Annotated in this window: 22 protein-coding genes; 17 read left to right on the top strand and 5 right to left on the bottom strand. The window is 71.9% G+C overall.

Features of this window, described 5'->3' with window-relative positions; all coding sequences use genetic code 11:
- Positions 1-39: 39 nt before the first annotated feature.
- Positions 40-915 (top strand): thioesterase family protein, encoded by an 876-nt coding sequence (locus ACYBSK_RS30305; protein ID WP_460244027.1) that lies wholly within the window; start codon positions 40-42, stop codon positions 913-915.
- Between the two features lie 24 nt (positions 916-939).
- Here ACYBSK_RS30305 and ACYBSK_RS30300 read toward each other — a convergent pair whose 3' ends face one another.
- A complete protein-coding gene (locus tag ACYBSK_RS30300) occupies positions 940-1,788 on the bottom strand; it encodes an alpha/beta fold hydrolase (RefSeq protein ID WP_460244026.1) in 849 nt (282 codons plus the stop codon).
- Positions 1,789-1,806: 18 nt separating this feature from the next.
- A complete protein-coding gene (locus tag ACYBSK_RS30295) occupies positions 1,807-2,430 on the bottom strand; it encodes a TetR family transcriptional regulator (RefSeq protein WP_457480424.1) in 624 nt (207 codons plus the stop codon).
- 101 nt (positions 2,431-2,531) lie between these two features.
- On the opposite strand from ACYBSK_RS30295, the gene ACYBSK_RS30290 reads away from it, so the two are divergent.
- The 3 genes from ACYBSK_RS30290 to ACYBSK_RS30280 are packed head-to-tail and all read left to right on the top strand — an operon-like array spanning position 2,532 to position 4,232.
- Entirely contained in the window at positions 2,532-2,693 is a 162-nt protein-coding gene (locus ACYBSK_RS30290; protein WP_460244025.1) for a hypothetical protein, read from the top strand.
- A gap of 35 nt (positions 2,694-2,728) precedes the next feature.
- Positions 2,729-3,010, top strand: coding sequence for a DUF4190 domain-containing protein (locus ACYBSK_RS30285; protein ID WP_457480422.1), 282 nt, complete (start codon positions 2,729-2,731; stop codon positions 3,008-3,010).
- 52 nt (positions 3,011-3,062) lie between these two features.
- Positions 3,063-4,232, top strand: a complete 1,170-nt coding sequence (locus ACYBSK_RS30280) for a cysteine desulfurase family protein (RefSeq protein ID WP_460244024.1) — start codon at positions 3,063-3,065, stop codon at positions 4,230-4,232.
- Positions 4,233-4,245: 13 nt separating this feature from the next.
- Here ACYBSK_RS30280 and ACYBSK_RS30275 read toward each other — a convergent pair whose 3' ends face one another.
- Positions 4,246-4,935, bottom strand: a complete 690-nt coding sequence (locus ACYBSK_RS30275) for an N-acetylmuramoyl-L-alanine amidase (protein WP_460244023.1) — start codon at positions 4,933-4,935, stop codon at positions 4,246-4,248.
- Positions 4,936-5,019: 84 nt separating this feature from the next.
- Between ACYBSK_RS30275 and mnmA the strand changes: the two genes are divergently transcribed.
- Positions 5,020-6,156, top strand: coding sequence for a tRNA 2-thiouridine(34) synthase MnmA (mnmA, locus tag ACYBSK_RS30270; protein WP_460244022.1), 1,137 nt, complete (start codon positions 5,020-5,022; stop codon positions 6,154-6,156).
- Positions 6,157-6,160: 4 nt separating this feature from the next.
- Here mnmA and ACYBSK_RS30265 read toward each other — a convergent pair whose 3' ends face one another.
- Positions 6,161-6,583 carry a hypothetical protein gene (locus ACYBSK_RS30265; RefSeq protein WP_460244021.1) on the bottom strand — a complete coding sequence of 141 codons (423 nt, stop codon included), beginning with the start codon at positions 6,581-6,583 and terminating at the stop codon, positions 6,161-6,163.
- A gap of 58 nt (positions 6,584-6,641) precedes the next feature.
- Positions 6,642-6,971 (bottom strand): DUF427 domain-containing protein, encoded by a 330-nt coding sequence (locus tag ACYBSK_RS30260; RefSeq protein ID WP_460244020.1) that lies wholly within the window; start codon positions 6,969-6,971, stop codon positions 6,642-6,644.
- Between the two features lie 64 nt (positions 6,972-7,035).
- Here ACYBSK_RS30260 and ACYBSK_RS30255 point away from each other — a divergent pair, with 64 nt between their 5' ends.
- The 12 genes from ACYBSK_RS30255 to ACYBSK_RS30200 all read left to right on the top strand — a co-directional run bounded on the left by ACYBSK_RS30255 (position 7,036) and on the right by ACYBSK_RS30200 (position 22,702).
- Complete coding sequence (locus ACYBSK_RS30255; protein WP_457481904.1) at positions 7,036-7,581, top strand: LOG family protein; 546 nt, start codon at positions 7,036-7,038, stop codon at positions 7,579-7,581.
- Positions 7,582-7,588: 7 nt separating this feature from the next.
- Positions 7,589-8,287, top strand: a complete 699-nt coding sequence (locus tag ACYBSK_RS30250; protein ID WP_457480416.1) for an SDR family oxidoreductase — start codon at positions 7,589-7,591, stop codon at positions 8,285-8,287.
- 42 nt (positions 8,288-8,329) lie between these two features.
- Positions 8,330-9,349 (top strand): methionine synthase, encoded by a 1,020-nt coding sequence (locus ACYBSK_RS30245; protein WP_460244019.1) that lies wholly within the window; start codon positions 8,330-8,332, stop codon positions 9,347-9,349.
- A 32-nt stretch (positions 9,350-9,381) separates the two neighbouring features.
- Positions 9,382-11,583, top strand: coding sequence for an NAD-dependent DNA ligase LigA (gene ligA / locus ACYBSK_RS30240; RefSeq protein WP_460244018.1), 2,202 nt, complete (start codon positions 9,382-9,384; stop codon positions 11,581-11,583).
- Positions 11,584-12,391: 808 nt separating this feature from the next.
- Positions 12,392-14,572, top strand: a complete 2,181-nt coding sequence (locus ACYBSK_RS30235) for a putative bifunctional diguanylate cyclase/phosphodiesterase (RefSeq protein ID WP_457481903.1) — start codon at positions 12,392-12,394, stop codon at positions 14,570-14,572.
- Between the two features lie 222 nt (positions 14,573-14,794).
- A complete protein-coding gene (gatC, locus tag ACYBSK_RS30230) occupies positions 14,795-15,091 on the top strand; it encodes an Asp-tRNA(Asn)/Glu-tRNA(Gln) amidotransferase subunit GatC (protein WP_016432511.1) in 297 nt (98 codons plus the stop codon).
- Between the two features lie 6 nt (positions 15,092-15,097).
- On the top strand, positions 15,098-16,591 hold the full coding sequence (gatA, locus tag ACYBSK_RS30225) for an Asp-tRNA(Asn)/Glu-tRNA(Gln) amidotransferase subunit GatA (RefSeq protein ID WP_457480413.1): 1,494 nt from the start codon (positions 15,098-15,100) through the stop codon (positions 16,589-16,591).
- Positions 16,592-16,596: 5 nt separating this feature from the next.
- Entirely contained in the window at positions 16,597-16,830 is a 234-nt protein-coding gene (locus ACYBSK_RS30220) for a hypothetical protein (RefSeq protein WP_356389257.1), read from the top strand.
- Between the two features lie 46 nt (positions 16,831-16,876).
- Entirely contained in the window at positions 16,877-18,370 is a 1,494-nt protein-coding gene (gatB, locus tag ACYBSK_RS30215; RefSeq protein ID WP_460247129.1) for an Asp-tRNA(Asn)/Glu-tRNA(Gln) amidotransferase subunit GatB, read from the top strand.
- Positions 18,371-18,516: 146 nt separating this feature from the next.
- On the top strand, positions 18,517-19,755 hold the full coding sequence (locus ACYBSK_RS30210) for an SLC13 family permease (protein ID WP_457480411.1): 1,239 nt from the start codon (positions 18,517-18,519) through the stop codon (positions 19,753-19,755).
- A 162-nt stretch (positions 19,756-19,917) separates the two neighbouring features.
- Complete coding sequence (locus tag ACYBSK_RS30205; RefSeq protein WP_460244017.1) at positions 19,918-22,155, top strand: MMPL family transporter; 2,238 nt, start codon at positions 19,918-19,920, stop codon at positions 22,153-22,155.
- The gene (locus ACYBSK_RS30200; protein ID WP_457480409.1) at positions 22,133-22,702 is read left to right on the top strand and encodes a GNAT family N-acetyltransferase; all 570 of its coding nucleotides are present in this window, start codon (positions 22,133-22,135) and stop codon (positions 22,700-22,702) included. The genes ACYBSK_RS30205 and ACYBSK_RS30200 overlap by 23 nt, the downstream gene beginning before the upstream one ends.
- Positions 22,703-22,708 lie beyond the last annotated feature (6 nt).

The raw sequence follows: 22,708 nt of genomic DNA, 5'->3' as shown, positions 1-22,708 counted from the left end.
AGCTACCGCTCAGTAATTACCTGTTGTACGTTTCCGGGTATGGCAGACGCAGTATCCACGCAGGGCCGCCCGGCGACCATCGGCGACAGCGAGTTCGACCGCGACACGGCCGTCACCCGGCGCGCGGGCGAGCCCGGTGTCTACGACATCGACCTCTCCGCGGGCTGGACGATCATCAACGCCCTCAACGGCGGCTACCTCCTCGCCGTGCTCGGCCGCGCCCTCGCGGACGCGCTGCCGCACGACGACCCCTTCACGATCTCGGCGCACTACCTCACGGCCTCCGCGCCCGGCCCCGCCGTGATCAGGACCGACGTGGCCCGCACCGGCCGCACCCTCTCCACCGGCCAGGCCTCCCTCTTGCAGTACGCGGAGGACGGCAGCGAGGTCGAGCGGATCCGGGTCATCGCCAGTTACGGCGACCTCGACACGCTCCCCGACGACGTCCGCACCAGCGCCGAGCCGCCCGTCATGCCGGCCATCGAGCAGTGCTTCGGCGCGGGTGACGCCCCCGAGGGCGCGCCCGCCGTCCCCGGCAGCTCGGCGATCTCCGACCGGCTGCACCTCAAGCTCGACCCGGCCACCCTCGGCTGGGCGCTCGGCGCGCCGTCCGGCAAGGGCGAGATGCGGGCCTGGTTCGGTCTCGCCGACGGCCGCGACATGGACCCGCTGTCGCTGCTGCTCGCGGTGGACGCGCTGCCGCCGACCGCCTTCGAGATGGGCCTCATGGGCTGGGTGCCGACGGTCGAGCTGACCGTCCACGTGCGCTGCCGCCCGGCGCCCGGACCGCTGCGCGTCGCGATCACGACGCGAAACCTGGCGGGCGGCTTCCTGGAGGAGGACGCCGAGGTCTGGGACGCGAAGGACCGCCTGGTGGCCCAGTCCCGCCAGCTCGCGCGCGTACGCCTCGCCTGATCCGAGCTCCCGGGTCCGAGGACGCTACGACCGCAGGAACTCACCCAGTACGGCGGTGAGTTCCGCGGGTGCGTCCTCCTGGACGAGGTGCCCCGCGCCCTCGAAGATCCGCAGCTCGGCGCCGGGGATCAGCTTGGCCAGCTCGTGCGCCCGCGCGACCGGGATCCAGGTGTCCTCGGCGCCCCAGCCGACCAGGACGGGCAGGTCCAGCTCCCCGTAGCGGTCTTGGATGTCGTCGGTGGCCGCCCCCGGCGGGTTCTGCTCGATCTGCCGGTAGAACGAGTCCTGCCCGGCTTCGGTCAGCCACGGCTCGACCAGGCGGGCATGGGTCGCGGGATGCAGACCCGGGTGGCTGCACGAGCTGATGTAGCGGCGCACGAGCGCCTCGTGCAGCTCCGTGGGCAACTGCCGGTAGACGTCGCCGTGTTCGACGAAGTGCCGGTACGTGGGGGAGCCCCACGGCCGGATCGCCACCGGGTCGATCAGCGCGAGCCGCGCGTACGCGGCCCCGTGCAGCAGACGCGCGCGCAGCGCGATCGCGCCGCCGAAGTCGTGCGCCACGACCGCCGGCGCCCGCCCCTGCCCGGTGAGGCCCCAGTGGTCGAGCAGCTCGGTCAGGACGCGGGCCTGGGCGTCGAGCGAGAGGTCCTGCCCGGCGCGCATCTCGGAGGCGCCGTACCCGGGCAGATCCCATACGTGCACGTGGTGGCGGTGCGCCAGCGCGCGGGCCGGTGCCCGCCAGACGTACGACGAGAACGGCGTGCCGTGCACGAGGACGACGGGCGGCGCGTCGGCCGGCCCGAGGGACGTCCAACGGATCTCGCCGGACGAGCTGGAGAAGCTGCGGTCGAGGTTCCAGTCGGCTGCTGTCATGACCGTAACGCTAGTTGCTCATGACGCGTCGAGCCAGTGTTTTCTGCCGACGCTGACCAGGCGCAGCTGGCGCTCGGCCCGGTCCACCACGCGACCGAAGTCCTCGGTGTCCGTGCCGAGCAGCAGCGATGCCGTCACGAGCATGTGGTCGACGTACAGATTGGCCAGCATCGTCAGGTCCTCACGGCTCCAGCCCGCCGCCTCCGGGTCCTGGCCGAGCGCCTCCCGCACCTCTTCGGTGAACTGCCCGAGCTGCTCACCGATCGCCTCGCGGACCCGCTGCACGCCACCGTGCCGCTCGCGCGCGATAAAGCGGACGTGTGCGGGGTACGCGTGCACGTGACGGGCGATCAGCTCGATGGTGCGCGTGATGCGTTCGTCGCTGTCCCAGGTCGCCGTCAGCACGTCGCGGATCACCGCGTGCAGACTGCCGAGCGCCTCCTCGACCAGGGCCACTCCCAGTTCGGCCGTGCTGTCGAAGTGCCGGTAGAACGCGGTCGGAGTCATGCCCACGGCGCGCGTGACCTCGCGCAGGCCGAGGCTGCTGAGGCTCTGGTCCTCCAGCAGTTCCAGCGCCGCGTCCAGGAGCGCCTGTCGGGTCTTCAGCTTCTGTGCCTGACGGCTGCCGGGAGTGTGACTCATGTCATCCAGTTAACAACTGTTCTCTGTAATGGGGAAGTCGTCCCGCGAGCTAGACTCGTCAGTCAGTGAACAGTTGTAACCCTACTTTTCGAGAGGCTCCCATGCTGTTCCTCGTAGCGGCCCTCCTCGTGCTCGGCTTCGCGCTCGGCACCGTGGCCCACGCCCCGCTGCCCATCACGCTCGCCGCCGCCGCCGTCATCGGCGTCTGGCTGGCCGTCTTCACGGTCCGCGAGCGCCACGCGCGCCGCCGGCAACAGCACTGAACCGTCAGCAGTTCACGCACTCAGGGGGTATCACCGTGCAACTCACCGCAGACCCGCAGACCAGCGCCCGCCCCGTCGGCCGTCGGGACACCGACGGCATGGCCGTCGCCTCGTTCGTGCTCGGCCTGGTCGGACTGCTCGTCATGAACGTCTTCCTCGGCCCCGTCGCGATCGTCCTCGCGTCCCTCGCCCTGTGGCGCGGCACCGAACGCCGCGGCCGCGCCTTCCTCGGCCTCGGCCTCGGCATCGCCGACCTCGTCGTACTCGGCGCCCTGATCGCCGCGGACGGCACGATGTCCTGGAGCATCGCGGGCTGAGCCGCACGCGGCGGCCGGAGCGCCGCCGAAGGCTCGTAGAATCGAGCCCACCATGGCATACCTCGACCACGCCGCGACCACGCCCATGCTCCCGGAGGCGGTCGAGGTGATGACCGCCCAGCTCGCCGTCACCGGCAACGCCTCGTCCCTGCACGCCGCGGGGCGCCGCGCCCGGCGCACCGTCGAGGAGTCCCGCGAGACCCTCGCCGAGTCGCTCGGAGCCCGGCCCAGCGAGGTCGTGTTCACCTCGGGCGGCACCGAGGCCGACAACCTCGCCGTCAAGGGCCTGTACTGGGCGCGCCGCGCGGCCGACCCGGCCCGCACCCGGGTCCTGTCCAGCCCCGTCGAGCACCACGCCGTGCTCGACGCCGTGCACTGGCTCGCCGAGCACGAGGGCGCGACGGTGGAGTACCTGCCCGTCGACGCGTACGGGCGGGTGGGCGCCGAAGCGCTGCGCGAGGCGATCGAGCGGAACCCCGACGACGTCGCGCTCGCCACGGTCATGTGGGCCAACAACGAGATCGGCACGATCCAGCCGGTGCGCGAACTGGCCGACGTGGCAGGCGGGTTCGACATCCCGCTGCACGCCGACGCGGTGCAGGCCTACGGGCAGATCCCGGTCGACTTCGCCGCCTCCGGGCTCGCCGCGATGACCGTCTCGGGCCACAAGATCGGCGGCCCCTACGGCATCGGGGCCCTCCTGCTCGGCCGCGAGTACACCCCCGTCCCCGTGCTGCACGGCGGCGGCCAGGAGCGGCACGTGCGCTCCGGCACGCTCGACGTCCCGGCGATCGCCGCCTTCGCCACGGCGGGCCGGATCGCGACCGAGCGGCGCGAGTGGTTCGCCCGCGAGATCGGCGCGCTCCGGGACGCGCTGGTCACCGCGGTGCGCACGGCCGTCCCCGAGGCGATCCTCGGCGGCGACCCCGCGCCCGGCGGCCGGCTCCCCGCCAACGCCCATTTCACCTTCCCCGGCTGCGAGGGCGACTCCCTGCTCCTGCTCCTGGACGCGCAGGGCATCGAGTGCTCCACGGGCTCGGCCTGCACCGCGGGCGTCGCCCAGCCCAGCCACGTACTGCTCGCCACCGGCACCGACCCGGACCTCGCCCGCGGCACGCTCCGCTTCTCCCTCGGCCACACCACCACGAAGGCCGACGTCGAGGCGGTGGCGAAGGCGATCGGGCCCGTCGTGGAGCGGGCGCGGTCGGCGGGGCTGACGTAATCGCCGCCCGCTCTCAGGCCTTCGTCGAGCCCTCCCGCGCGTATGCCGCCCTCACCAGGCGTATGTACCGGTCCCAGTCCCAGTGCGGACCGGGATCGGTGTGGTCGGTGCCCGGCACCTCGACGTGCCCGATGATGTGCTCCCGGTCCACCGGCATGTCGTAGCGCCGGCAGATCCGGGCGGTCAGCCGCGCCGACGCCTCGTACATCTCGGCCGTGAAGTCCTCGGGCCGGTCCACGAAGCCCTCGTGCTCGATGCCGACACTGCGCTCGTTGAAGTCCCGGTTCCCCGCGTGGAACGCGACGTCCAGCTCCCGGATCATCTGCGCGATGTGCCCGTCCTGCCGGACGACGTAGTGCGCGGCGGCGCCGTGCCACGGATCCTTGAAGACCCGCAGCGCGCTCTGGTAGCTGCCCTGCGTGACGTGGATGATCACCCGGTCGACGCGGAAGTCGGAGGGGCGGTCCGCCCGCCGCCAGTTCGCCGCGGCCGCCGCCACCCACTCCGCGCCCTTGAAGTCCACCTCGCCGGCCTTGCGCGGCTTGTCGACGCCCGGCACCTGCCACCACATGCGCGCGAGGTCGCCGCGCGCGAGCAGTCCGACACCGACGGCCGACGCGGCCCCGCCGATGATCAGGGCCCGACGGCTGATCCCGCGGTCGCGATCCCCGCCCTTGCCGGCCCCGGCTCCCTGCTTGCCCATATGACGCCCCCGTCAGTCCCGTACGAGATCCACAACGGATGTCCGAGCGATTCGGTTCCCGCGGGCCCGTACTCTGTTAGTGCTATGACTTCGCAGACCTCGATGCTCCCCGCCGACCGCCCCCTCCGCGTTCTCGCCGCCATGTCGGGAGGCGTCGACTCCGCCGTCGCCGCGGCCCGCGCCGCCGAAGCGGGCCACGACGTGACCGGCGTGCACCTCGCGCTCTCCGCGAACCCGCAGTCGTTCCGTACGGGCGCCCGCGGCTGCTGCACCATCGAGGACTCCCGCGACGCGCGCCGCGCGGCCGACGTCATCGGCATCCCGTTCTACGTCTGGGACCTCGCCGACCGCTTCCGCGAGGACGTCGTCGAGGACTTCATCGCCGAGTACGAGGCCGGCCGCACGCCCAACCCGTGCCTGCGCTGCAACGAGAAGATCAAGTTCGCCGCGCTCCTCGACAAGGCCCTCGCCCTCGGCTTCGACGCGGTCTGCACGGGCCACTACGCGCAGGTGATCGTCAACGACCGGGGCGAGCGCGAGCTGCACCGCGCCGCCGACATGGCCAAGGACCAGTCGTACGTGCTGGGCGTCCTCGACGACCGCCAGCTCGCCCACGCGATGTTCCCGCTGGGCGACACGGAGACGACCAAGGAGGAGATCCGCGCCGAGGCGGAGCGCCGCGACCTCGCCGTCGCCAAGAAGCCCGACTCGCACGACATCTGCTTCATCGCCGACGGCGACACCCAGGGCTTCCTCGCCAGCCGCCTCGGCAAGGCGGAGGGCGACATCGTCGACGAGGCGGGCGCCAAGCTCGGCACCCACGAGGGCGCCTACGGCTACACCATCGGCCAGCGCAAGGGCCTGCGCATCGGCACGCCCGCCCCCGACGGCAAGCCGCGCTACGTCCTGGACATCTCCCCGGTGGACAACACGGTGACGGTGGGCCCGGCCGCCGCCCTCGACGTCACGGCCCTCACGGCGATCAAGCCCCGCTGGTGCGGCGCGGCGCCGACCGGCCCCGGCACGTACACCGCCCAGCTCCGCGCGCACGGCGGCGAGACCGAGGTGTCGGCGGAGCTGGTCGACGGCGAGCTGCGGGTCCGCTTCACGGAGGCCGTCCGCGGCGTCGCCCCCGGCCAGGCGATCGTGCTGTACGACGGCACGCGCGTGGTGGGCTCGGCGACGATCGCGACGACGCAGCGGGTCACCGCGGGCGTCTGAGACGTCAGCCCCGGCCCTGAAGGTAGTACTGGAGCACGGCTCCCAACTGGCCGCACCACTCGGCCGCCAGCGCCTTCTTCCGGGCGTGCACCGGGCAGGTGTAGACGGCGCCGTCCGACATCGACGCCGTGAGCACCACCCCGGACGGCAGCGGCTGGAAGTGCGCCGTGCGGACGTGCGACCAGGGCAGGTCGATGGCGTGCGGCCCCTGCTCGAAGTGCAGCCCGTCCGCGTCCACGACCACGCCGTTGAACTTGTCGGCGGCCACGAACTCCGGTCCGCCGGGGCCCGCCGGGGGAGCGGGCGGGGCCATCGGCGCCTGGCCGGGCGGCGCGGGCGCGTGGCCGGGCGGCGGCGGTGCGAAGGGTGGCGGCGCCGCGCCGAACCCACCCGTCGGAATGCCCTGCTGTCCGTCTTCGTGAGCCATGCCAGCCTCACCCTCCGCCCTGCGCCGTGTACCTCCTCATTCGACCACGCGCGCGTGGTTACGCGGCATCCACCTGCGTCTCGTAGAAGCACAGGTGGTCCTTGATGGCGGCGACCTCGGCCTTCGGCTCCGGGTACGCCCACACCAGGTCGGGTGCGCCGGGCAGCGACCAGTAGGAGGCGTCGCCCTTGAAGGGACAGTGCGTCGTCGTGTCCGAGGGGGTGAGAAGCTCGGTCCGCACGTCCTGCGGCGGCAGGTAGTACCGCACCGGGCAACCGGTCTCCTTCAGGACCAGCGGGCGCGTGCTCTCGGCGAGCACCTGCCCTGCGTGGACGACCCGCACGTGCTGCGAACCCTGCTCGACGGTGATCTCGTGTCCTTGAGTCATGGGTGTGTCAGCGCTCACAGCGGTCGAGTTCTTCCCGTTCATGGCGGGCCGTACCGTGGACGCCATGAACATCTGTGTCTTCCTCTCCGCCGCCGATCTCGACGAGCGCTACACCCGGCCCGCCCGCGAATTCGCCGAACTGCTCGGCAAGGGCGGCCACACGCTCGTGTGGGGCGGTTCGGAGAGCGGGCTCATGAAGGTCGTCGCCGACGGGGTGGCGGCGGCCGGCGGCGGGCTCGTCGGAGTCTCCGTGGACTTCCTCGCGGCCAAGGCGCGCGCCGTCACCGCGCCCGACGAGATGGTGATCGCCAAGGACCTCGCGGAGCGCAAGGCGCTGCTCCTCGCGAAGGCCGACGCCGTCGTGATCATGGTGGGCGGCACCGGCACGCTCGACGAGGCCACCGAGATCCTGGAGCTGAAGAAGCACGGCAAGACCGACAAGCCGATCGTGCTGCTCAACTCCGAGGGCTTCTACGACGGCCTGAAGGAGCAGTTCCGGCGCATGGAGGACGAGGGCTTTCTCCCGCTGCCCCTCACTGACCTCGTGTTCTTCGCCGAGGAGCCGGTCGGGGCGCTGGCCTACCTGGAGGAGTCGCAGGGCGTCGAGTAGTGCGAGCATGGCGGGCATGGCTACCCATGTGATCACCGGCGCCGGTTCCGGAATCGGCGCCGCCGTCGCCCGTCGACTGCACGAGCGCGGCGACGAAATCTACGTGCACGCGCGCGACGCGGGCCGCGCCAAGGAGCTCGCCGCCGAGTTCCCCGGCGCGAAGACCCTCGTCGGTGACCTCTCCGACCCGGACAAGCTGTCCTGGGCCTTCTCGCACCAGACGCTGCCCGACCGGATCGACTCGCTGCTGCACATCGCCGGCGTCGTCGACCTCGGCAAGGTCGGCGAGCTCACCCCGAAGTCGTGGCGCCACCAGCTCAACGTCAACCTCATCGCCCCGGCCGAGCTGACCCGTCACTTCCTGCCCCAACTCCGCCTCGCCCAGGGCCACGTGCTGTTCGTGAACTCCGGCTCCGGCATCCACGCGGGACCGGAGTGGTCCGCGTACGCCGCCTCCAAGCACGGACTGCGGGCTCTCGCGGACTCGCTGCGCAAGGAGGAGCACGACAACGGCGTGCGCGTCACCTCCGTCTACCCGGGCCGCACCGCGAGCGCCATGCAGGCCAAGGTGCACCAGCAGGAGGGCAAGGAGTACGACCCGTCGCGCTGGATCGACCCCGAGTCCGTCGCCACGACCATCCTCATGGCCCTCGACCTGCCCCGCGACGCCGAGGTCAACGACCTGACGGTGCGACCGGGGCGCTGACGCACCGCCCGCCCGGCGGCCGTCGTTACGTACCCTTCCTGGGTGGATGAAAAGAGCGACTTCAGGTGGGGGCCGGCCACGGGTGTCGGGTCGATGCCCGGTGGTGACGCGCGCGAGGCCGCCAAGACGGTGACCGGCAGCTTCGAGGGGCCCGAGCAGGGGATGCCGTACCTCGCGGAGCTGCCCGCGCGCGGGCCCGGCGCCGACATGATCGGCCGGACGGCCGGGCTGCTGGTCGATCTCTACGCGCGCGTGGAGCCCAGCGGCTGGCGGATCGGCGACCGGCCGGGCCGCGACACCAAGCGGGCCCGGTCCTGGCTCGGCGAGGACCTGGACGCGCTGGAGGAGTTCACGCAGGGGTACGAGGGGCCGCTCAAGGTCCAGGCCGTCGGGCCGTGGACGCTCGCCGCCGCACTGGAGCTGAGGAACGGGGAGGCCGCCCTCTCCGACCTCGGCGCCTGCCGTGACCTGGCCGCCTCCCTCGCCGAGGGCCTGCGCGCGCACCTCGCCGACGTCCGCCGCCGGGTGCCCGGCGCCCGGCTGATGCTCCAGCTCGACGAGCCCTCGCTCATCGCCGTGCTGCGCGGGCAGATCAAGACCGCCAGCGAGTACCGCACCCACCGCGCCGTCGACCGCCAGCTCGTCGAGAGCACGCTGCGGGACGTCCTCTCCGTGATCGAGGACGGGCCGCGCCTCGTCCACTCCTGCGCCCCCGACGTGCCGTTCGCCCTCCTGCGCCGGGCCGGGGCGGACGCGGTCTCCTTCGACTTCGCGCTGCTCACGGAGCGTGACGACGACGTGATCGGGGAGTCCGTCGAGGGCGGCCTGCGACTCGTCGCCGGTGTCGTGCCCGGCGTGGACGGTCCATTGTCAGACCCTGCCGGTAGCGTCATGGGTGTCAGGACGCTGTGGCGCAGGCTGGGGCTGAATCCGGGTTCGCTCGCGGACTCGGTGGTGCTCACGCCGTCGTGCGGTCTCGCGGGTGCCTCGCCCGCGTACGCCCGTGCGGCGCTCGCCCACTGCGTCCGGGCGGCGAGATCACTCGCGGACAACCCTGAGTGACCGTGGACGAAGGCATACGGGAGGACGAGACGGTGGCTGACGCACTGCAGAGCGAGAGCACGGTGCCCGCCGAGGCGCGGGACGAGCACGCCCAGCTGGCCGAGCAGATCGAGGAGCACCGCTTCCGGTACTACGTGAACGACGCTCCGGTCGTCTCCGACGCCGAGTTCGACAAGCTCCTGCGCTCCCTGGAGGCGCTGGAGGAGGCCCACCCCGAGCTGCGCACCCCGGACTCGCCGACCCAGAAGGTCGCGGGGCAGTACGAGACGGAGTTCACCTCCGTCGAGCACCGCGAGCGCATGCTCTCGCTCGACAACGCCTTCGACGACGAGGAGCTGGCGGCCTGGGCCGACCGCGTCGCCAAGGACGTGGGCGCGCCCGGCTACCACTTCCTGTGCGAGCTGAAGATCGACGGCCTGGCGGTCAACCTGACGTACGAGGACGGGCGGCTGACCCGCGCGGCCACCCGCGGCGACGGCCGGGTCGGCGAGGACATCACGCCCAACGTCCGCACGATCTCCGACATCCCCAACCGCCTCAAGGGCGACAACATCCCGCCGCTCGTGGAGATCCGCGGCGAGGTGTACTTCCCGATGGAGAAGTTCGAGGAGCTGAACGCCCGGCTCGTCGAGGCCGGCGACAAGCCCTTCGCCAACCCCCGCAACGCGGCGGCGGGTTCGCTGCGCCAGAAGGACCCGCGCGTCACGGCGACGCGTCCGCTGCACATGGTGGTGCACGGCATCGGCGCCCGCGAGGGCTTCGACATCGACCGCCTCTCCCAGGCGTACGGCCTGCTGCGCGAGTGGGGCCTGCCCACCACCAAGTACAGCAAGGTGGTCGACGACCTCGAAGGCGTACGCAAGTTCATCGCGTACTACGGGGAGAACCGGCACTCCGTCGACCACGAGATCGACGGCGCCGTCATCAAGCTCGACGAGATCCCGCTCCAGGGCCGCCTCGGCTCCACGGCGCGCGCCCCGCGCTGGGCCATCGCCTGGAAGTTCCCGCCCGAAGAGGTCAACACCAAGCTGCTCAACATCCGCGTGGGCGTGGGCCGCACGGGCCGCGTGACGCCGTACGCGCAGGTGGAGCCGGTCACCGTGGCGGGCTCCGAGGTGGAGTTCGCGACGCTGCACAACCAGGAGATCGTCAAGAAGAAGGGCGTGTTCATCGGGGACACGGTCGTCATCCGCAAGGCCGGAGACGTCATCCCCGAGATCCTCGGCCCCGTCGCCGACCTGCGGGACGGCAGCGAGTACGAGTTCGAGATGCCCACCGAGTGCCCTGAGTGCGGCACCCCGCTGCGGGCCATGAAGGAGGGCGACATCGACCTCCGCTGCCCCAACGCCCGCACGTGCCCCGCCCAGTTGCGCGAGCGCCTGTTCTACCTGGGCGGCCGCCAGTGCCTCGACATCGAGAACTTCGGGTACGTCGCCGCCGCCGCGCTCACCGGCCCCCTGGAGCCGGAGCAGCCGCCGCTCACCGACGAGGGCGACCTGTTCGACCTCACCATGGACCAGCTGCTTCCCATCAAGGCGTACGTCCTCGACCCGGACAGCGGGCTGCCCAAGCGGGACCCGAAGACGGGCGAGGAGAAGATCGCGGACATCTTCGCCACCAAGGCGGGCGAACCGCGCAAGAACGCCGTCTCCATGCTGGAGAACATCGAGGCCGCGAAGCAGCGCCCGCTGGCCCGCGTCATCAACGGCCTGTCGATCCGGCACGTCGGCCCGGTCGCCGCCGAGGCGCTCGCCCGCGAGTTCCGCTCCATCGATCGCATCGACCAGGCCACCGAGGAGGAGCTCGCCGCCACGGACGGCGTCGGCGGGATCATCGCCGCTTCCGTGAAGCAGTGGTTCGCCGAGGACTGGCATCGGGAGATTCTGCGGAAATGGCGTGACGCCGGTGTGAGGATGGAGGAGGAAGGTGCGGGCGAGGACGAGGGGCCGCGCCCCCTCCAGGGCCTCACCGTGGTCGTCACCGGAACGCTCCAGCACTTCACGCGGGATGGCGCAAAAGAAGCCCTCCAGACCAGAGGCGCCAAGGTCACGGGTTCCGTTTCGAAGAAGACGTCCTTCGTCGTCGTGGGGGACAACCCCGGTTCCAAGTACGACAAGGCCATGCAGGTGAAGGTTCCGGTTCTGGACGAGGACGGCTTCGCGGTCCTGCTGGAACAGGGCCCGGACGCCGCCCTCGACGTGGCGCTGCCCGCGGAGACGGAGACCGCCGAGTAGCGGCCCGGGGTCACTCGAACGGCGCATACCAGACGCACGCGGAACGCCGGGGTCATTCGGGCAACCGTCCTCGGGCGCGTCCGTCTGGTGCCCGTGGAAGCCTTCTGCGGCCTACTGTTGAGGTGTGCGCCTGCCGAGTCCTGCTGCGGATGGGGCAGATCCCCGCTCACTGGAAGCGAGGAGAGCGGGCAGTGGACGGAGAGTGCCGTCGGCAGTGAGAGGGACGGGAATGGAACCGACCGAGAGCGCCGCCCCGGACTCGACGCTGCGCCCGCGCCGACGCGCGCGGCGCTATCCGGCAGCGCGCACCGGCCACGGCGACGGGGTCGACGGCGACGCGAGCGGTCACGGGGAGAACAAGCGCGGTGGTGTGGTGAACTGGCGCAAATGGTGGCGCGGGGGCGTGCTCGCCCTCGGCGCCGGCCGGACGGGCGAGACGTCGGCCCCGGTCGCGGACAGGCGCGCGTCCGGCGCCCAAGTGGCGGGCCACGAAGGCCTGGTGGGGCCGGCGACGACGGGCCGCCCCGCGGCCCCCGGGACGCCGTCCGCCGCGAGTGACCTCACCGCCCGTGCGGACCAGGGCAGTTCGGCCGAACCGCGGGACCGGGCGCTGCCCGCCGCCCCCGCCCTGCCCGAACTGCCGGGCCGTCCGCCGAGGATCCACCACGCGCCCGCTAACGGCCGGCCGGTGCCCCTGCGGCCCGCCGACGGCCGCCCCGGAAACCACCGGCCGGGCGAGCACCCGCCCGTCGACCACCACGGCCGGGCCGTCGACCCGAACCACGCCGACGCCCGCCCGCGCCCCGCGATACCGGTCCGGCCGGGCACCGCCACGCCCCGTACGCCACTGCCCGGGACGGCACCCGCGGGCGGCCACGTCGGCATGGCGACGCCCGCGCGCAACCAGCACCAGCTCGCCGGGCAGACCGAGACCTCGCGGGCCGCGCTCGTCCCGCTGCTGCCCGGCATGGTGGTGGCGCTCGCCGCCGTGGTGCTCGGCGCCGGTTTCTACTGGGCGTTCGCGGAGGGGCACGCGCTCTTCCCGTCCGGCGCGGTCGGCTGGTGCCTCGCCATCCTGACCGGGATCATCGTCGGCCACCTCGTGGCGCTCGGCCGCGACCGCTGGTGGGGCGGCACCGGCTCCGGCGCCGCGCTCACCCTCGCCGTCCTGCTGCTCTACGGCTGGGTGCCCGCGGGCATGGTCAGCCTCACCGTCGTCGTCCTCGTCGGCATCGCCCGCAGACACTGCTGGCGCCAGGGACTGCTGCACGGCGCGATCGACATCCTCGGCATCGGGGCGGGCGCCCTCGTCCTCGCCGCGTTCGGCCGCGTGCCGTCCGTCGAGACGCCGTGGAAGCCCGAGACGTGGACCGTCTCCACCGTGGCCCAGGTCGCCCTCGCGGCGATCGCGTACCTGCTGATCACGCGCGCCCTGCTCTGGTACGTGCACGCGCCGCCGCACTCGGGACTGCCGACCGTGGCCCGCACCGCGCTCGTGCGGCAGGGACTCGTCGCCGTCGCGCTGCTCGGGATCGCGCCGCTGATCTGCGTCGTCGCCGTCGCGCTGCCGGTGCTGCTGCCGCTGTTCGCGATCCCGCTGATCGCGCTCGACTCCACGCTGTGGATCGCGCGGGCCCGCGCCGAGGAGCAGCTGCGCGACCCGCTCACCGGCCTGCCGAACCGGCAGTGGCTCCTCGAGCGCACCTGGTCCGCGCTCGACGACGCCGAGCGGATCGGGGTGCGCAGCGCGCTCATGCTGATCGACCTCGACCGGTTCCGCTCGGTCAACGACACGCTCGGGCACCTCGCCGGAGACCGGCTGCTGCTCCAGATCGCGGACCGGCTGAGAGCGGCCCTGCCGCGCGGTGCGGAGGTCGCGCGGCTCGGTGGCGACGAGTTCGCCGTGCTGCTGCCCGTGGCCGACTCCACGACGTCCGCGACGCGGGTGGCCCGCAACCTCGTGGCGACCCTCGGTTCCCCCCTCGACCTGGACGGACTGACCCTCGTACTGGAGGCCAGCGCGGGACTCGCCGTCTTCCCCGACCACGCGCTCGACGCGGAGGGGCTGCTGCGCCGGGCCGACGTCGCGATGTACCAGGCCAAGCGGGACCGCACGGGCGTCGAGGTGTACGAGTCGAAGCGCGACTCCAACACCCCCGACCGGCTCGGTCTCCTCGGCGACCTGCGGCGCGCGCTGGACGCGGGCGAGGTGGAGCTGCACTACCAGCCGAAGGTCCGGTTCGACGGGCAGGTGGCGGGTCTGGAGGCGCTCGTACGGTGGGTGCACCCGGAGCGCGGAAAGGTCCCGCCGGACGAGTTCATCGCCATCGCCGAGTCGTCCGGGCTGATGCCGCATCTGACCGAGTACGTCCTGGAGACCGCGCTCGGACAGGTCGCGCGGTGGCGCGCGCAGGGGCTGCACGTGCCGGTCGCCGTGAACGTGTCGCCGCGGGACGTGCACACGCCCGGGTTCGCGGGGGCGGTCGCCGCGCGGCTCGCGCGGCACGGGGTGCCTGCCGGATCGTTGCAGCTGGAGATAACGGAGCACGTGCTGCTGGAGGATCCGCAGCGGGCGGCGGACACGCTGGCGGGGCTCACCGGGCACGGCGTGAAGATGTCGCTCGACGACTTCGGTACCGGGTACTCGTCGCTCGTGCACCTGCGGCGGCTGCCGGTCAGCGAGCTGAAGATCGACCGGTCGTTCGTGGCGCGGCTCGCGGTGGACAACGAGGACGCGGAGATCGTGCGGTGCACGGTCGACCTGGCGCATTCGCTGGGGTTGCTCGTGGTGGCGGAGGGCGTCGAGGACGACGAGACGTGGGAGCGGTTGCGGGACCTGGGGTGCGATGCGGTGCAGGGGTGGCTGGTCGCCGCGGCGATGCCGCCCGACGAGACGACGGCCTGGCTCCGCGCCCGCGGTGACCGTGGCTGGCGCCCCCCGGCAGCCCTCCCGGCCACCCAATCCGACGACCTCGGCCCCCTCACCTGACCGCCCCCGAGCCGCGCACGCCACCCGTGGCTGAGGTCGCGCAGTTCCCCGCGCCCCCAAGATGGCGCGCGGAGTGCGCCCCTCAGGGGCGCGGGGAACTGCGCGACGCCAACCCCGTGTGACGCGCACCGGGGGCCGCGCCCGGAAACCCGTTCTCGGGCATGGGTCCGCGACCCATAGGATTGGGGTCAAACCGAGAACACGCACCCCGTGAGGATCCGCATGCCTGGCATCACGCGCGAGGAGGTCGCCCACCTCGCCCGGCTGGCGCGTCTGGAGCTGAAGCCCGAAGAGCTCGACCACTTCGCAGGCCAGCTCGACGACATCATCGGCGCGGTCGCCCGCGTCAGCGAGGTCGCCGACCAAGACGTACCGCCGACTTCGCACCCGCTGCCGCTGACGAACGTCATGCGCAAGGACGAGGTCCGTCCGTCGCTCACCCCCGAGCAGGCGCTGTCCGGCGCCCCGGCCCAGGAGCAGCAGCGTTTCAAGGTGCCGCAGATCCTGGGGGAGGACTAACCCATCATGACGGACATCATCAAGCTCACCGCCGCCGAGATCGCCGCGAAAATCGCGTCCGGCGAGCTCACCGCCGTCGAGGTCACCGAGGCCCACCTGGCCCGCATCGAGGCCGTCGACGAGAAGGTGAACGCGTTCCTGCACGTCGACCGTGAGGGCGCCCTGAAGCAGGCCGCCGCCGTCGACGCCAAGCGCGCCGCGGGCGAGAAGCTCGGCCCGCTGGCCGGCGTCCCGCTCGCGCTGAAGGACATCTTCACCACCGAGGGCATTCCGACCACGGTCGGCTCGAAGATCCTCGAAGGCTGGATCCCGCCGTACGACGCCACGCTGGTCAAGAACCTGAAGGCCGCCGACGTCGTCATCCTCGGCAAGACCAACATGGACGAGTTCGCCATGGGGTCGAGCACCGAGAACAGCGCGTACGGCCCCACCGGCAACCCGTGGGACCTCACCCGCATCCCCGGCGGCTCCGGCGGCGGCTCCTCCGCGTCCCTCGCCGCGTACGAGGCCCCGCTCGCCATCGGCACGGACACCGGCGGCTCGATCCGCCAGCCCGCCGCCGTCACCGGCACCGTCGGCGTCAAGCCGACCTACGGCGGCGTCTCCCGCTACGGCATGGTCGCGTTCTCGTCCTCCCTCGACCAGGGCGGGCCCTGCGCCCGTACGGTCCTGGACGCGGCGCTGCTGCACGAGGCCATCGCCGGGCACGACCCGCTCGACTCCACGTCCATCGACGCCCCGGTCCCGGCCGTCGTCGAGGCCGCGCGCAACGGCAGCGTGCAGGGCATGCGCGTCGGCGTCGTCAAGCAGTTCCGCGGCGAGGGCTACCAGGCCGGTGTCGTGCAGCGCTTCGACGAGTCCGTCGAGCTGCTGAAGTCGCTGGGCGCCGAGGTCGTCGAGCTGGACTGCCCCTCGTTCGACCTGGCCCTGTCGGCGTACTACCTGATCGCGCCGTCCGAGTGCTCCTCGAACCTCGCCCGGTTCGACGCCATGCGTTACGGCCTGCGCGTCGGTGACGACGGTTCGCACTCCGCCGAGGACGTCACCGCGCTGACCCGCGAGGCCGGCTTCGGCGACGAGGTCAAGCGCCGCATCATCCTGGGCACGTACGCGCTCAGCTCCGGCTACTACGACGCGTACTACGGCAGCGCCCAGAAGGTGCGCACGCTGATCACCCAGGAGTTCGAGGCCGCGTTCGAGCAGGTCGACGTCATCGTGTCGCCGACCACGCCGACCACCGCCTTCCCGATCGGCGAGCGCGCCGACGACCCGATGGCGATGTATCTCGCGGACCTCTGCACGATTCCGACCAACCTCGCGGGGAACTCGGCCATGTCCCTGCCCTGCGGCCTCGCCCCCGAGGACGGGCTGCCGGTCGGCCTGCAGATCATCGCCCCCGCGATGAAGGACGACCGCCTGTACAAGGTGGGCGCCGCCGTAGAGGCCGCATTCGTGGAAAAGTGGGGACACCCGCTGCTTGAGGAGGCTCCGTCGCTGTGAGTGCCATGGCAAAGAAGGCCAAGAACTTCAAGAAGTCCAAGACCGGCGTCTATGTCTCGCTGGCCAGCACCGCTTTCGGCGCGATCAGCGTCGCGAAGCAGGCGAAGATGGCCCGCAACGACAACGACACCCTGCGGCTGATCGACGCCGCCGTGTCCGCCGCCGCCATCGTCACCGGTATGGCGATCCTCTACCGGGAGCTCAAGCGCCTGGGCGACGACGACGTCCTGCTGGGCTGAGAGGGAAGTTTCAGAAATCGTGACTGCCACGACCACGTCCGAGCTGATGGGGTACGACGACGCGCTCGCGTCGTACGACCCCGTCATGGGCCTTGAGGTCCACGTCGAGCTCGGCACCAAGACGAAGATGTTCTGCGGCTGCTCCACCGAGCTGAAGCAGGACGCCAACAGCCAGACCTGCCCGACCTGCCTCGGCCTGCCCGGTGCCCTGCCGGTCGTCAACGAGATCGGCGTCGAGTCGGCCATCAAGATCGGCCTCGCGCTCAACTGCTCGATCGCCGAGTGGTGCCGCTTCGCCCGGAAGAACTACTTCTATCCGGACATGCCGAAGAACTTCCAGACCTCCCAGTACGACGAGCCCATCGCCTTCGACGGCTACCTCGACGTGCAGCTGGAGGACGGCGAGGTCTTCCGCGTGGAAATCGAGCGCGCCCACATGGAGGAGGACACCGGCAAGTCGACGCACGTCGGCGGTGCCACGGGCCGCATCCAGGGTGCCTCGCACTCGCTGCTCGACTACAACCGCGCGGGCATCCCGCTCATCGAGATCGTCACCAAGCCCATCGAGGGCGCCGGCGAGCGGGCCCCCGAGGTCGCGAAGGCGTACGTCGCCGAGCTGCGCGAGGTCATCAAGGCGCTCGACGTGTCCGAGGCCCGGATGGACAAGGGCCAGATGCGCTGCGACGTGAACCTCTCCCTGCGTCCCCACGGGACCAAGGAGTTCGGTACGCGCTCCGAGACGAAGAACGTGAACTCGCTGCGCAGCGTCGAGCGTGCCGCGCGGTACGAGATCCAGCGCCACGCGGCCGTGCTGTCGTCGGGCGGCACCATCGTGCAGGAGACCCGTCACTTCCACGAGGAGGACGGCTCCACCACGTCGGGCCGCATCAAGGACAACGCCGAGGACTACCGGTACTTCCCGGAGCCCGACCTGGTGCCCGTCGCCCCGGCCCGCGAGTGGGTCGAGGCGCTGCGTGCCGAGCTGCCCGAGCTGCCGCTCGCCCAGCGCAACCGGCTGATCGAGGAGTGGGGCATCAGCTCCCACGACATGCAGTCGATCCGCAACGCCGGGGCCATCGGCCCGATCGTCGCCACGATCAACGCCGGTGCCGACTCGACCTCCGCCCGCAAGTGGTGGATGGGCGAGCTGGCCCGCTCCGCGAACGACCAGGGCGTCGAGCTCGGCGCCCTGCCGATCACGCCGGAGCAGGTGGCCCGCGTGTCCGAGATGGTCGCCGCGGGCGACCTCAACGACAAGCTGGCCCGCCAGGTCATCGACGGTGTGCTGAAGGGTGAGGGCACGCCGGACGAGGTCGTCGAGAAGCGCGGCCTGAAGGTCGTCTCGGACGAGGGCGCGCTGTCCACGGCCGTGGACGAGGCCATCGCGGGGAACGCGGCGATCGCGGACAAGATCCGGGGCGGCAAGGTGGCTGCGGCCGGTGCCCTGGTCGGGGCGGTCATGAAGGCGACCCGGGGGCAGGCCGACGCGGCGCGCGTCAAGGAGCTGATCCTGGAGAAGCTGGGCGTCTCCGACGGGTGATCGGGGTGGGGCGGCGGTGCACCGGGGAGTCGGAGCGCCGCCGCCCTTCCATGTCCGACGCCGCGGGGCTCCGCCCCGGACCCCGCTGCTCAATCGCCGCAGGGGCTTGAAAGTGGGGGCTTGAACATCTCGATCGTCGCAGGGACGTGACCGTGCTCGTCTCCCTCGCCCTTCTCGTCGTCACACTCGTCTTCGCCGTCCTGCGCCCCCGCGGGTGGCCGGAGGCGGTCGTTGCCGTGCCCGCGGCCGGGGTGGCCGTGCTCACCGGAGTGGTGACACCCGCGCACGCCTGGTCGGAGACGCGGGAACTGCTCCCGGTCGTCGGGTTTCTCGCCGGGATCCTGCTGCTGGCTCAGCTCTGCGCCGACGAGGGGTTGTTCAAGGCCGCGGGGGACGCGGTCGCCCGCGCCTGTCACGGCAGTCCGAAGCGGATGCTCGGCGGGGTCTTCGTCGTGGCGGCGGGCATCACCGCCGTACTCAGCCTCGACGCCACCGTCGTCCTGCTCACCCCGGTCGTGTTCGCGACCGCGACCCGGATCGGCGCGCGCCCGCGGCCGCACGTCTACGCGAGCGCCCACCTCGCCAACTCGGCGTCCCTCCTCCTCCCCGTCTCCAACCTCACGAACCTGCTGGCCTTCGCGGCGAGCGGGCTCACGTTCACGCGGTTTGCGGGGCTGATGGCGCTGCCGTGGCTGGTGGCGATCGGGATCGAGTACGCGGTGTTCCGGCGCTGGTTCGCGGCGGACCTCGCCGCGCCCGCGCACGAGCCGGACCCCGCGGAGGAGACCGGCGTCCCGCTGTTCACGCTCACGGTGCTGGCGCTCACCCTCGCCGGATTCGTCGTCACGTCGTTCGTCGGGATCGAGCCGCTGTGGGCCGCCTTCGCCGGTGCGGCGGTCCTGGCCGTGCGGGCGCTCGCCCGGCGCCACACCACCCCGGTCGCGCTCCTCAAGGCGGCCAACCTGCCGTTCTGCGTCTTCGTCCTCGCGCTCGGCATCGTGGTCAGGGCGGTGGTCGACAACGGGCTCGGCGACGCCGTGGCCCGCTTCCTCCCCGACGGTTCCTCGCTGGCCGCGCTGCTCGCGGTCGCCGGGGTCGCGGCGCTGCTGTCCAACGTGATCAACAACCTGCCCGCGATCCTCGCGCTGCTGCCGGTCGTCGGCCCGATGGGGCCGGGCCCCGTCCTCGCCGCGCTCATCGGCGTCAACCTCGGGCCCAACCTCACGTACGTCGGCTCCCTGGCCACGCTCCTGTGGCGCCGCATCGTCCACGAGCACGGCACGGAGCCCGAACTGGGCGAGTTCACACGGCTGGGGCTGCTGACGGTTCCCGCGACGGTAGTGGCGGCGACGGTGGCCCTGTGGGCAGGTCTGGCCGTGCTGTAAGGCCTGGTTCCGCCGTTCTGTGAGTAAGGACACGAAAGCGACAAAGGATCACTTCGGCCTGCAAGAGTGGCTCGCCATTGCTCATGTGTTCTTTGCGGTCGGTACACGCACCAAGCGGATGTTCCCGGTCAAAGATCCACGAATGACTCAGGGAGCACGTCCATGGCCGCACTCGCCCGCTGGTGTGTCAGGCACCGGCTCGTGGTCGTCCTTCTGTGGCTGCTCGCCCTCGGAGGCATGAGCTCGGCCGCCGCCGTCGCCGGATCCGCGTACTCGAACGACTACGAGGCGCCGGGCACCGAGTCGGGGCACGCCACGCGCCTGCTCGACGAGAACTTCTCCGGCCTCGGCGGCGACAGCGACACCGTCGTGTGGCACATCGACGGCTCCACCGTGCGCGCCGACGACGTCGAGAAGACGATGACGAACACGCTGGACGAGATCGCCGACCTGCCGGGCGTCGCGTCCGTCACGTCCCCGTACACGGCCGGGGGCGCGGGACAGATCAGCGCCGACGGCGCCACCGCGTACGCCACGGTCACCTTCCACGAGCAGGCCGACGACATCCCGGTCTCCCAGGCGCAGGCCCTCGTCGACACCGCCGAGGACGCCGAGACGCACGGGCCCGACGGGCTCCAGGTCGAGCTGGGCGGCAGCGCCGTCGCCCTCACCGAGTCGACGTCCGGCCACCTGTCCGAGGTCATCGGCGTCGTCGTCGCCGCCGTCGTGCTGTTCCTCGCCTTCGGCTCGCTCGCCGCCGCCGCGCTGCCCATCGCCACTGCGCTGGTGAGCGTCGGCACCGCGTACGCGGGCATCGTGCTGCTCGGGCACGCCATGACCGTCGCGGACTTCGCGCCGATGCTCGGCATGCTCGTCGGGCTCGGCGTCGGCATCGACTACGCGCTGTTCATCGTGACCCGGCACCGCAAGGGGCTGAAGCGGGGCCTGCCGGTGGCCGAGGCCGCCGAGCGGGCCGTCGCGACCACCGGACGGGCCGTCGTGTTCGCGGGTGCGACCGTGTGCATCGCCCTGCTCGGCATGCTGATGCTGGGCCTGAGCTTCCTCAACGGCGTCGCCATCGCCGCCTCCGTGACCGTGCTGCTCACCGTCGCCGCGTCCGTGACGCTGCTGCCGGCGCTGCTCTCGTTCATCGGCACGCGCGCCCTGTCGCGGCGCGAGCGGCGCCGGCTCGCCGCACACGGGCCGGAGCCCGAGCTGCCGACCGGGCTCGCCGCCCGCTGGGCCGCCTTCGTGGAGCGCCGGCCCAAGCTGCTCGGCGCGCTCGCCGTCGCCGTGATCGCGGTGCTGTCGCTGCCCACGTTCTTCCTCCACCTGGGCACCTCCGACCAGGGCAACAATCCGGCGAGCAGCACCACCCGACAGGCGTACGACCTGCTCGGCGAGGGTTTCGGACCGGGCGTGAACGGACCGCTCACCCTCGTCACCGAGGTCGACGGCGCCCAGGACAAGGCCGCGCTGGCCGAACTGACGGGCGAGCTGCGGCACACCGAAGGCGTCGCCTCCGTCTCGCGCGTCACGTACAACGCCGACGACAGCGCCGCCTACCTCACCGTCGTACCGACCTCCTCGCCGCAGTCCGAGCAGACCAGCGCACTCGTCGACCGCCTGCGCGCGGACGTCGTCCCGCAGACCGGCCTGGACGTCCAGGTCGGCGGCGTCACCGCGAGCTACGACGACTTCGCCGAGGTCATCGTCGGCAAGCTGCCGCTGTTCGTCGGCGTCGTGGTCGGGCTCGGCTGCGTACTGCTGCTGCTCGCCTTCCGGTCCGTCGGCATCCCGCTCAAGGCCGCCGCGATGAACGTCGCCGCCGTGGCCGCCGCCTTCGGAGTCGTCGTCGCGATCTTCCAGTGGGGCTGGGGGAGCGAACTCCTCGGCCTCGGCAGCTCCGGGCCGATCGAACCCTTCCTGCCGGTGATCATGGTGTCCGTGCTGTTCGGGCTCTCCATGGACTACCAGGTGTTCCTCGTGAGCCGGATGTACGAGGAGTGGCTGGAGACCGGCGACAACCGGCGGGCCGTGCGGGTCGGGCTCGCCGAGACCAGCCGCGTGATCAACTCGGCCGCCGTGATCATGATCTCGGTCTTCCTGGCGTTCGTGCTCACCGGGGACCGGGTGATCGCGATGTTCGGCATCGCGCTCGCCGTGGCCGTCGCCGTCGACGCGTTCATCCTGCGGACGCTCCTGGTCCCCGCCCTGATGCACCTGCTGGGCGGCGCCAACTGGTGGCTGCCCGCCTGGCTGGAGCGACGCCTTCCGCGCCTGAGTATCGAGGCTCCCGAGTGCCGCGCCGACGCGGGTGCGAGGATCCCGGTGCAGCGAAGGACTGCCGATGCCGACGTGTTGCTGAAGGAGCCCGATGTACGCGATCCCGCTGGGTGAGGAAAAAGCCGAACTGCGCCCCCTGGAGCCCTGGCACGCCGAGGAGTTCCTGACCCACCTGGACCGGGGCCGGGAGTTCATCGGCCGGTTCATCCCGTTCGGCCAGGACGCCCGCGACACCGACGGAGCCCGCGCGCTGCTCCAGCGGTACGCCGACAAGCGCGCCGCCGACAGCGGCAGCCTGCACGGCATCTGGCTGGACGGGACACTCGTCGGCGGCGTGCTCTTCCGGCTCTTCGACGCGGCCGCCGGTACCTGCGAGGTCGGCTGCTGGCTGGAGCCCGCCGCCACCGGGCGCGGACTCGTCACGCGCGCGGCCCGGGTGCTCATCGACTGGGCCGTCGACGAGCGCGGCATCCACCGGGTCGAGTGGATCGCCGCGTCCGGCAACACGCCCAGCACCAGCGTCGCCCGCAGACTCGGCATGCGCCGCGACGGCGTGCTCCGCGAGGCGTTCCTGTACGACGGCGTACGCCACGACGAGGAGATCTGGTCCGTGCTCGCGCCGGAGTGGCGCAGCGCACGCGACGCGCACAGGGGACGTTAAGACGCC

Source organism: Streptomyces sp. BYX5S (assembly GCF_054724165.1).
This window is presented reverse-complemented; position numbering and strand designations above follow the sequence as displayed.